At 74.8% G+C, this 9,397-nt stretch carries 8 protein-coding genes; 1 reads left to right on the top strand and 7 read right to left on the bottom strand.

The genetic code is table 11. From position 1 onward, the window contains the following. Positions 1-92 precede the first annotated feature (92 nt). From LZ495_RS20175 to LZ495_RS20145, 7 genes are all read right to left on the bottom strand, one after another. Positions 93-1,331, bottom strand: coding sequence for an ABC transporter permease (locus LZ495_RS20175; protein WP_235053832.1), 1,239 nt, complete (start codon positions 1,329-1,331; stop codon positions 93-95). Then, positions 1,328-2,107 carry an ABC transporter ATP-binding protein gene (locus LZ495_RS20170; RefSeq protein ID WP_235053831.1) on the bottom strand — a complete coding sequence of 260 codons (780 nt, stop codon included), beginning with the start codon at positions 2,105-2,107 and terminating at the stop codon, positions 1,328-1,330. The genes LZ495_RS20175 and LZ495_RS20170 overlap by 4 nt, the downstream gene beginning before the upstream one ends. Beyond that, on the bottom strand, positions 2,104-3,693 hold the full coding sequence (locus LZ495_RS20165) for a peptidoglycan-binding domain-containing protein (protein WP_235053830.1): 1,590 nt from the start codon (positions 3,691-3,693) through the stop codon (positions 2,104-2,106). The genes LZ495_RS20170 and LZ495_RS20165 overlap by 4 nt, the downstream gene beginning before the upstream one ends. Next, the gene (locus tag LZ495_RS20160) at positions 3,690-4,691 is read right to left on the bottom strand and encodes a hypothetical protein (protein ID WP_235053829.1); all 1,002 of its coding nucleotides are present in this window, start codon (positions 4,689-4,691) and stop codon (positions 3,690-3,692) included. Before LZ495_RS20160 ends, LZ495_RS20165 begins: the two co-directional genes overlap by 4 nt. Before the next feature lie 132 nt (positions 4,692-4,823). Then, entirely contained in the window at positions 4,824-5,792 is a 969-nt protein-coding gene (locus tag LZ495_RS20155; protein WP_235053828.1) for a hypothetical protein, read from the bottom strand. Further along, entirely contained in the window at positions 5,789-6,364 is a 576-nt protein-coding gene (locus tag LZ495_RS20150; protein ID WP_235053827.1) for a SigE family RNA polymerase sigma factor, read from the bottom strand. The genes LZ495_RS20155 and LZ495_RS20150 overlap by 4 nt, the downstream gene beginning before the upstream one ends. 66 nt (positions 6,365-6,430) lie before the next feature. Beyond that, complete coding sequence (locus LZ495_RS20145; protein ID WP_235053826.1) at positions 6,431-7,375, bottom strand: IclR family transcriptional regulator; 945 nt, start codon at positions 7,373-7,375, stop codon at positions 6,431-6,433. 135 nt (positions 7,376-7,510) lie between these two features. Here LZ495_RS20145 and LZ495_RS20140 point away from each other — a divergent pair, with 135 nt between their 5' ends. Beyond that, positions 7,511-9,301: an N-acyl-D-amino-acid deacylase family protein gene (locus LZ495_RS20140; RefSeq protein ID WP_235053824.1), complete on the top strand. Its 1,791-nt coding sequence runs from the start codon at positions 7,511-7,513 to the stop codon at positions 9,299-9,301. Positions 9,302-9,397 lie beyond the last annotated feature (96 nt).

Below are 9,397 nucleotides of genomic sequence, written 5' to 3'. Positions count from 1 at the left end.
CGCCGGACGGGGGCCCAACCACGGCCTGACAGCTGCCCCCGGACGGCCCGGGTGGCGCGGCGCAACGCCGCGGCACCCGGGCCGTCCGCACGTCAGGCCGCGCGCAGCGCCTCCAGCGGCTCCATCCGCGCCGCCCGCCACGCCGGGTACGCCCCGGCCAGCAGGCCGACCGCGACCCCTGCCGCCGGCGCGGCGAGCACCAGGGCGAGGTCCAGGACCGGCGTCCAGTCGCGGGCCACGCACACCCCGACCACGGTCACCACGCCGACCGCCGCCCCCACGACCCCGCCGAGCAGGCCGAGGACCGCGGACTCGACCAGGAACTGCCCGGCGATATGCCGCCGCGAGGCGCCCAGGGCGCGGCGCAGGCCGATCTCGCCGATCCGCTGCATGACCCCGACCAGCGTCACGTTGGCGATGCCGACCGCACCCACCACCAGGCAGAGCAGGCCGAGCACCAGGAACATGCCGTCCACGTCCGCCTCCACCGCGCCGCGGGCGCGCTGCAGGTCGGGCGGGGCGATGACGCGCATCTCGGCGGTGTGCCCCGGGTTCAGCGCGAGCGGCGCCTGGCGGGCGACCAGGGCCGCGGCCCCCAGTTCGGTGTCGACCACGACACGCCGGACGGGGCCGATGCCGAGGCGGTCGGCACCCGCGGTGGGCGGCACGATCACCGCGGCGGCGAGCGCCTGTTCGCGGCGCAGGTCGCCGAGGATGCCGACCACCGTGAACGGCTCGCCGCCGACGAACACCGCCGGGGCGTCCTCGGGACGCGAGATGCCCAGCAGCCGCGCGGCCTCCTCGCCGAGCACCGCGACCCGGTCGCGGCGCGCCACGTTGCCGGCGTCGTAGAACCGCCCGGCGACGATCCGCCCGTGGACCGCGGCGGGCAGACCGGTCCCGGCGGCGACCACCCCGAGCGTCCGGGCGGACACCGACGACGGGTCCTGGACGGCGTTCGCCCGGACCGGCGGCGCGGTGCCCGGCGGGATCTCGGCGAGCGCGACCGCGGCCGCGACGCCGTTGAGCCGGCCCAGCCGGTCCGCGGCGTCCCAGCCGATCAGCGGATCCTCGCCGGGCCCGGCGGGCAGGCCCTGGTCGGCCGCGACGACGGTGACCGCGGTCGCGGTCAGCCGGTCGAACCGGCTGACGATGCGGTCGCCCGCGGTGGCCGCGATGCCGATGGTGACGACGAGCGTGGCGATGCCGAGGACGGTGCCGAGCGCGGTGAGCGCGGCCCGCCAAGGGCGGGCCAGCACCGCGGACAGCGACTCGTCGACGAGGTCGGCCCGTCCCATCCTGGTGCCGCGGCGCGACGCAGGCCGCTTCACGACGCAGGCTCCCGGCCCTCGTCCGCGCCCGTGACTGCGCCCTCGACCGCGCCCTCGGTCGCCCCCTGGGCGGTGCGCGCCCCGACCACCCGGCCGTCCGCGATGCGGATCCGCCGGGCGGCCCGCGCCGCGACCGCCTCGTCGTGCGTGATGACCAGCAACGTCAGCCCGTCCGCATGGAGTTCGTCGAGGACGTCGAGGACCACCGCGGTGTTGTCGCCGTCCAGGTTGCCGGTCGGCTCGTCGCACAGGAGCAGCGCGGGCTCGCCGAGCAGCGCCCGCGCGATGGCCACCCGCTGGCGTTCGCCGCCGGAGAGCCGGTCCGGCCGGAACCCGGCCCGGTGCCCGAGCCCCACCCGGTCCAGCGCCTGCGCGGCCCGGGCCTTGCGGGTGCGGCGCGGCGGTGCCGCAGTCCCCCGGGGCCGGTAGACCTCGGCCAGCATGACGTTCTCCTCGACGGTGCGGTACGGCAGCAAGTGGAAGGCCTGGAACACGAATCCGAGCGAACCGGCGCGCAGCGCGGCCCGGTCGCGCTCGGCCAGCGCGGTCGTCTCGACCCCGCCGAACCGGTACGCCCCGGCGGTCGGCCGGTCCAGCAGGCCGAGCAGGCCGAGCAGCGTCGACTTGCCCGACCCCGAAGGCCCGGTCACCGCGACATGCTCCCCCTCGTCGATGCGCAGCGTGACCGCACGCAGCGCATGGACCGGCGGATCCGCTTCGAACACCCGCTCCACGCCCTCGAATTCGACGAGCGGCCGGGCCGCGGCGCGGTTCACTGCTCCCCCACCACGACCCGGTCGCCCGCGGCGAGCAGCCGCTGGTCGGCCGTCTCCACCGCGACGAACCCGGCCGCGGCAAGCCCCAAGGTGACCGGCACCGGAGCCACCGCCCCGTCCGCACGCTGCACCTTCACGCGCGCCTGCCCGTCGGCGCCGGTGAACACCGCCGCGATCGGGACCGCCAGGACCGGGACCCGGGTGGACCCCACTTGCACGGTCACCTTCACGCCGAGTCCGGCGTGCGGGCCGAGCGCGGCCGGGTCGTCGGGCACGATCCGCAGCGCGGCGGGGGCACCGGATGCGACTCCCCTACCGGAAGGCGCTGTTCCGCCGCCCCCGGAGCCCGTTCCGGCACCGCCCTCGCCTGCCTCTCCGCCCTGGCCGCCCTCTCCTTCCGGGCTGCTGCCCTTGCCGCCGCCGTCCGGTTCGGGCTCGGCGGCCGCGCCGACCGCCCCGACCTTGCCGGGCAGCTTGCGGCCGTCGTCGAGTTCGAGCTCCGCCGGCATGCCGGGACGCAGCAGCTTCGCGTCGACGCCGGGCACGGTGGCCTGCACGCGCACACCGGTGCCGGTGACCTTGGCGACCTGGCCGGTGGGGCTGTCGCCCGCCTTCGCGGACACCTGGTCGACGCGTACCGGCAGGGCGGGCAGGAAGACCAGCTCCCCGGCGGGCAGCGAAACGCCGTATCCGGCCTGGTATTCCGCGAGGCTCTGCTGGGCGAACCCGTGCGCCTTCTGCGCGTTGGCGACACGCTGCCGCAGAGCGGCCAGGGACACGGGCGCGGTGCCGCCGCCGGGCGTACCGGCGCCCGCGGTGCTGCCGGACGTCTTGCCCGCGGTCCCGCCGCCCGCGTCACCGCCCGCGGTGCCACCACCGGCACCGCCACTACTGCTGCTACTGCCACTGCTGCTGCCACTGCCGCCTGATTCGGCGGCCTGCAGCTCGGCCTTGGCGGCCGCGAGGGCCTCCGACGCGGCCTGGACGGCCTGTTCGAGGGTGACGAGCTGCTGCCGCTCCGCGGCCCCGGGCTCCTTGGCGTCGTATCCGCGGGCCCGGTACCAGCGCTTCAGCGCACTCGCCGTCCCCGCGGTGAACGCGTCGCCGGCCGTTCCGGGGTCGAAGCCGATGCGCTTGAGCGCCTCGTTGAGCTGCTTCACGTCGGCGCCCTTCGCCCCCGGCCCGAGCGTCCGGTACATGGGCACCGAGCCGCGGAGCACGAACACCGGGCGGCCCGACACCTCCATGAACACCGCGCCTTCGGGCACCGACGCACCGACCGCGGGCGCCCGGGTCACCTTCTGCGGGCTGCCGCCGTCTGCCCCGCCGGGCCCGGTCGGGGCCGCGACCGCACCGGACAGCGCGACCGGCACCGGCGACTCGAACGCGACGGTGCCGTGCGCCACGACGTTGTTGGCCAGGGTCCGGGACTCGACCGGCACCGTGACCACCGAGGCGGGCGGCGCCTTGCGGGACGCCGCCGCCTCGGCCGGGGACTGCACCTGCTGCCCCGCGTACCAGCCACCGCCGCCGGCCGCCACGACGATGCCGATCACCGTCGCGAGAGTGCGGCGCGCCCGGTTCACCCGAGTCCTTCGGCGCCGGGCAGCTTGTCGGCCTTGGGGAAGTACGCCGCCCGGAAGTCCTTGCCGCAGTCGAGGTCGGCCAGCGCGGCCCGGATCTCCTGCGGAAGGTGGGTGCGGGCGACCGCCGGGTCCATCACCGGCGCGTCCTGCGGTTTCATGCCGGGCTTGTCGGGCGCCGGCTCCGGGGTGAGCTCGCCGGCCTTGGCGAACCAGACGAACCGCAGCGCGTTGCGGATCTCGGTCACCGCCGTGGTGTCCACGGGATAGCCCTTGCCGCGCAGGCAGGTGGCGTACTGCTGGGCCAACCCCACGAGTTGCGCATCGCCGTTGAGGTTCTGCCGGGAGATGCGCGACTGCTCGGCGGCGGCATCGCCCCTGGCCTTGCGCTCGGCTTCGTCGCCGTAGACCTTGACCTGCGCCTCGCCGGAGCAGCCGCCGAGCTTGCCGCCGGGCATCTTGCTGCGCTCCGCGTTGCCGAACAGCGCCACGTTCCAGGCGCTTTGGCGGTCCTTGGGAAGTGCGGCGAAGGCCGCGGAGTTGGGGTCCTGATCGGCGGTGGAGGCACCGCCGACCTGCGGATCACCCGGGTACACGGCGGCGGCGAACGCCCCGAAGCCGTACTTCTCCCGGTACTTGCGGGCCGCCTCGGGGTTGCGTTCGGCGTCCTGGTCCTGGGGACCGGGTGCGGACACGTACGGGGTGTACGTGAAGCCGGCCTTGCGCATGCACTCGGCAAGCGCATTGGCGTAGGCGAATTCGAGCTGCTGCGACTCCGAGGCGCCCGCCGGAGCGGTCAGCAGCCCGTCGGTGCCGGGCTTGGGCGGGGTTCCGGTGCCGCTGCCGCCTCCGGAGCCGGAGCTCCCCTGCGCCGCAGCGGCACCAGCCCCGTTGCCTGCCGCGCCTTCCGAACCGCCGCCGGAGTCGGCGCCGCAGCCCGCCACCAGGACGAGCCCGGCCAAGGCCAGTGACATACGGGCGGCCGTACCGGAGATCTTCATGGGCATCCTCTGTCTGTGTACGTGCTTACGGGTGCGCGCATACGAAGTGCGCACGTGCGGGACGTTTCCGGGCAGGCCGAAGAGACCGGCCGGCGGCCGGGGTTCACGGGTGCCGGGTGGTTCCGGCGCGGTTCAGGGCTTGGGCAGCCCCGCGGCGGGCGGCGAACTGCCCTGGGCGTACTTGGTCGGGGCCGGAACCGCCGTGCTCCACGGGACGGCCGTGCCGATGCCCCGCCCGGCCGCCTCTTCCGCAGCCACCACGACGATCGCGTCGGTCACCGCAGGGTCGCGGGCGATGTCGGCGAGCAGGTCCTCGCGCAGCACGGCCACGCCAGCAGGCGGGACTTGGGGAAGCGCCGCGGCCCAGGCCCGGGTGATGCCGTCGTCCGGCCCCACCCGGACCGCCCCGATGCGCCGGTCCGCGTTCGGCGCGGGACGGTCGACGGTGACCACCCAGGTGTACGAGCCGCCTGCGGACTGCCGCTGGACCTTGCAGGACACCGTCTCGGGTTCGTGCTGGAACACCAGTTCGCGGTCCGCCTTGAACAGCAGCGAACACCCCTCCCCGGGCAGCCCTTCCGGCCGGCCCCCGCTGGCGGACTTCCCGGTGCTGAGCTGGAGCATCGCGGTATTCCCCGCGGCGTCCTGCACGGTGACCGCCACCATGCTGCCTGCGCCGTTTTCGACGTTGGCACGAACTGCCCAGGGCTTTGCGGCGAGTGCCAGTCCGCGCGGCTCCAGATACAGGCGCAGCACGGCGGCCAGACGCTCCGCCGGGCCGAGCGTCCCGCCGTCCGCAGCGTCCACTGCGGTCGGCGAGTCCGCCGGGGACACGGACCGGCCCTGGTCGCCGCCGACGTACGAAACCCCGCCGATCGCGCCGCCGATGCCGAGCACGACGGCGGTGCCGAACGCGACCAGCATGGTCGTCCGGCGCCGGCGCCGGATGCGGGTGCCCTCGGCCATCGCCGGTCCGAGCAGGTCGGGCATGCCCGGCTCGTGCGGCTGAAGTCCGGCCATCGCCTCGGCCAGCACGGACCCGAGGCCGGCGTCTTCCCCGGCGCCGGGCCGGTCGGCCTGCCCGGGGTGGTGGGTGTTCACCGGCCTGTCTCCGTTCTCGCGGGCCGCATGCCGGGCCCGGTGGCAAGCAGGGCGCCGAATCCGGCGCCGTCGTCGACCGTCAGGCGCCGCCGTAGTGCGGCCAGGCCGCGGGACGTCTGGCTTTTGACGGTCCCTGTGGTGCAGCCGAGTGCGGCCGCGGTGTCCTCGACGCTCAGGTCCTCCCAGAAGCGCAGGACGATGACCGCGCGGCAGCGCGGCGGCAGCAGGGCGACGGCGTCCAGCAGGGTCACGCGCAGTTCGCTGTCGATCTCGGGGGCGGCCGCCTCGGGCAGATCGTCGCCGGGGTACTCGCGGCGGTAGCCGCGCCGGGTCTCGTCGACGAACGTCCGGTACAGGACGCGCCGGGCGTAGGCGTCACGGGTGTCGCCGCGGTTGATCCGGTGCCAGGCCGCATACAGTTTGGCGAGGGTGTTCTGGGTGAGGTCCTCGGCCAAATGCCAGTCGCGGCACAGCAGATAGGCCGACCGGCGCAGATGCGCCTGCCGGGCCAGCGCCCATGCGCGGAAGTCCGCGTCCAGATCGGCGCGCCGCGTTCGTCTCCAGTGCCGCACGCTCTACATACGGCCGCGGCCCGCCCTCAGGTTGTCACCGAAACCCTTGTGACCTGCGTCACTTGGTCAGGTGTCCTGTGCCACCGGGGTGTCGGCCAGTTGCGCGGTGACCCCGGCCGCGACCGCGGCGAGCCGCGCGCCGACCTCCGCGGCCCGGGAGCCCTCGGTGCGTCCGCCGAAGCCGTGCAGCGCGATCACCAGGGCCACATCGCCGGCCGCGTCCAGCACGCCGGCCCCGATACGACCGATGCGGTACTCCCGGCCCGGCTCCAGGTCCAGCACGGAGTCCTGCGCGGGGTCGCCGAGTTCGGTGGCGATCTCCTCCAGCAGGGTGCGCAGCCGGGCGGCGGACGGGTTGCGGGCGTCGGCCGCGGCCAGGCCCGCGAGGTGTTCGTCGAGGTGCTCGTCGAGCCGGGCGAGAGTCTGGCCGAGCTCGGTCTCCACGCGCGTGACCAGCTCCACCGCATAGCCGCGGGCCCGGGCGCACTTGACCGCCTGCTCGTGGTGCGCGCGCTTGACCGGGTCCGCGGTGACGCCGTCCAGCCAGCGGCGCAGGGTCTGCTCGTCGGCCCAGCTGACGTAGCCGACGCCGAGCGGCGGGGCGATGGGGATCTGGTCGCCGACGTGCACGTGCGGGCCGTGCCCGGACGGGCCGCGCACGACCTCGGCGACCGTGACGTGCGTTTCACCGGGGGCGAGCGCGATGCAGGTGAGGCCCAGGTCGTCGCGCAGCCGCTGCATTCCGGGGCGGGCCAGGTCGACCGCGCCGAGCCCGCGGGACGCGGCCCGGCCGACGGTGATCAGCGCGGGGCCGAGCCGGTACGTGCGGCGCACCGGGTGGCGTACCAGCCAGCCCAGTTCGGTGAGGCTGACCAGCATCGGATGGCAGGTCGCGGGGGTGACCGCGAGGTGCCGGGCGATCTCGGAGAGGGTCAGGCCCTCTTCCGGGCGCGCGGCGATCGCGTCGACGAGGGAGACCAGGCGTTCGGTCTGCGGAGAAGGGCGGGCCACCGGGCGACGGTACCGCCTGTCGATCTTTTTGCATAGTGCGAATATTGACTCGCACAGTGCATAGACGTACCTTCCCGGCAGCGAGCACGGTCCTGACACGTGCTCAGATCCCGGGCACGGGAAGGGGCTTCACAGATGGCTGAGCAGGACACCTTCGACCTCAAGATCGTCAATGCGGTGATCGTGGACGGCACCGGCGCCGACCGGTTCACCGGCGACATCGGCATCAAGGACGGCCTGATCACCGCGGTCCACCGGCGCGGCGCGGACGGCGCCGTACTGGACGGCACCGCGGCCGAGACGATCGACGCGGCCGGCCAGGTCGTCACGCCCGGCTTCGTGGACATCCACACCCACTACGACGGCCAGGCCACCTGGGACACCCTGCTCGACCCGTCCACCTCGCACGGCGTCACCACCGTCGTGTCCGGCAACTGCGGCGTGGGCTTCGCGCCCGTGCGGCCGGGCGCCGAGGAGTGGCTGATCGGCCTCATGGAGGGCGTCGAGGACATCCCCGGCACCGCCCTCGTGGAAGGCATGACGTGGGGCTGGGAGACCTTCCCGGAATACCTCGACGTGCTCGAGCAGCACCGCTTCGCGGCCGACATCGGCGTGCAGATCGCGCACGGCGCGGTCCGGGCGTACGCGATGGGCGACCGCGGCGCCCGCAACGAGCCCGCGACGCCCGAGGACATCGAGGCGATGGCCGCCATCGTCAAGGAGGGCGTCGAGGCCGGCGCGCTCGGCTTCTCCACCTCGCGCACCGTCGCGCACCGCGCGATGGGCGGCGAACCGGTCCCCGGCACCTTCGCCACCGAGGACGAACTCTTCGGCCTGGGCCGCGCGATGGCGGCCGGCGGCCGGGCCGTCTTCGAACTGGCCCCGACCGGCTCGTCCGGCGAGGACATCGTCGCCCCGCACGCCGAAGTGGCCTGGATGAAGCGGCTCGCCGAGGAGATCGGCATGCCGGTCTCGTTCGCCCTGCTGCAGGTCATGGCCGCACCGCAGCTGTGGCGCGACCTGATGAGCGAGTCGATGAAGGCTCTCGAGGCGGGCATCCCGCTCTACCCCCAGGTCGCCGGCCGCCCGTTCGGCATGCTCACCGGCTTCACCACCCGCAACGCGTTCAGCAAGCGCCCCACCTTCCAGGCCGTCGCGGCCCGGTACGCGGCCGGCGAACTGGACGACGCGGCGTTCGCCGCCGAGCTGGCGAAGCCCGAGGTGCGCACCGCGATCCTCGCCGAGGACGACCTGCCGTCCGACCCGAGCATCCCCGGCGACCAGGTCAACCTCGCACTGCAGCGGCTGGCCGGGATGATGTACCCGATGGCCGCGGTGCCGGACTACGAGCCCACCCCGGAGCGCACCGTCCCGGCGATCGCCGAGGCGCGCGGCCAGGACGTGCTCGCCGCCATGTACGACCTGATGCTCGAGGACGACGCGCAGGCCATGCTCACCGTCCCGCTGTTCAACTACGCGGACGGCGACCACGAGGCGATCCGCGAGATGCTCACCCACCCGGCGAGCGTCTTCGGCCTGGCCGACGGCGGCGCGCACTGCGCGATGATCTGCGACGCCTCGCAGCCGACCTACCTGCTCACGCACTGGGCCCGCGACCGCGCCCGCGGCGAGAAGCTGCCGCTGGAGTTCGTGATCAAGAAGCAGACCGCGGACACCGCCGCGCTCTACGGCCTCGGCGACCGCGGCGTCATCGAGGAAGGCAAGCGCGCCGACCTCAACGTCATCGACCTCGACAACCTGACGCTGCACCGCCCGCGCATGGTCCACGACCTGCCGGCCGGCGGCGGCCGCATGCTGCAGGACGCCACCGGCTACACCGCCACCATCGTGGCCGGCGAGGTCACCCGCCGGAACGGCGCCGACACCGGCGCCCGCCCGGGCCGCCTGATCCGCGGCGCACGCTGACGGGACGCGACAAACGGGCGAGGGCCCGGAGAAGGCCGACGCCTTCCTCCGGGCCCTCGCCCCGTGCCGCGCCCCCCCAAGCCCGGCGGGCCCCCA

The organism is Yinghuangia soli (assembly GCF_021502675.1).
GTDB classification, from domain to species: Bacteria; Actinomycetota; Actinomycetes; order Streptomycetales; family Streptomycetaceae; genus Yinghuangia; species Yinghuangia soli.
Note: the sequence above shows the minus strand (reverse complement) of the source record. Positions and strands in the feature narration are given on the sequence as shown.

Bases quoted from the DNA above. Each gene is read 5' to 3' on its own strand.
- LZ495_RS20140 (WP_235053824.1), top strand. From the start codon at position 7,511: ATGGCTGAGCAGGACACCTTCGACCTCAAGATCGTCAATGCGGTGATC.
- LZ495_RS20160 (WP_235053829.1), bottom strand. From the start codon at position 4,691: ATGAAGATCTCCGGTACGGCCGCCCGTATGTCACTGGCCTTGGCCGGG.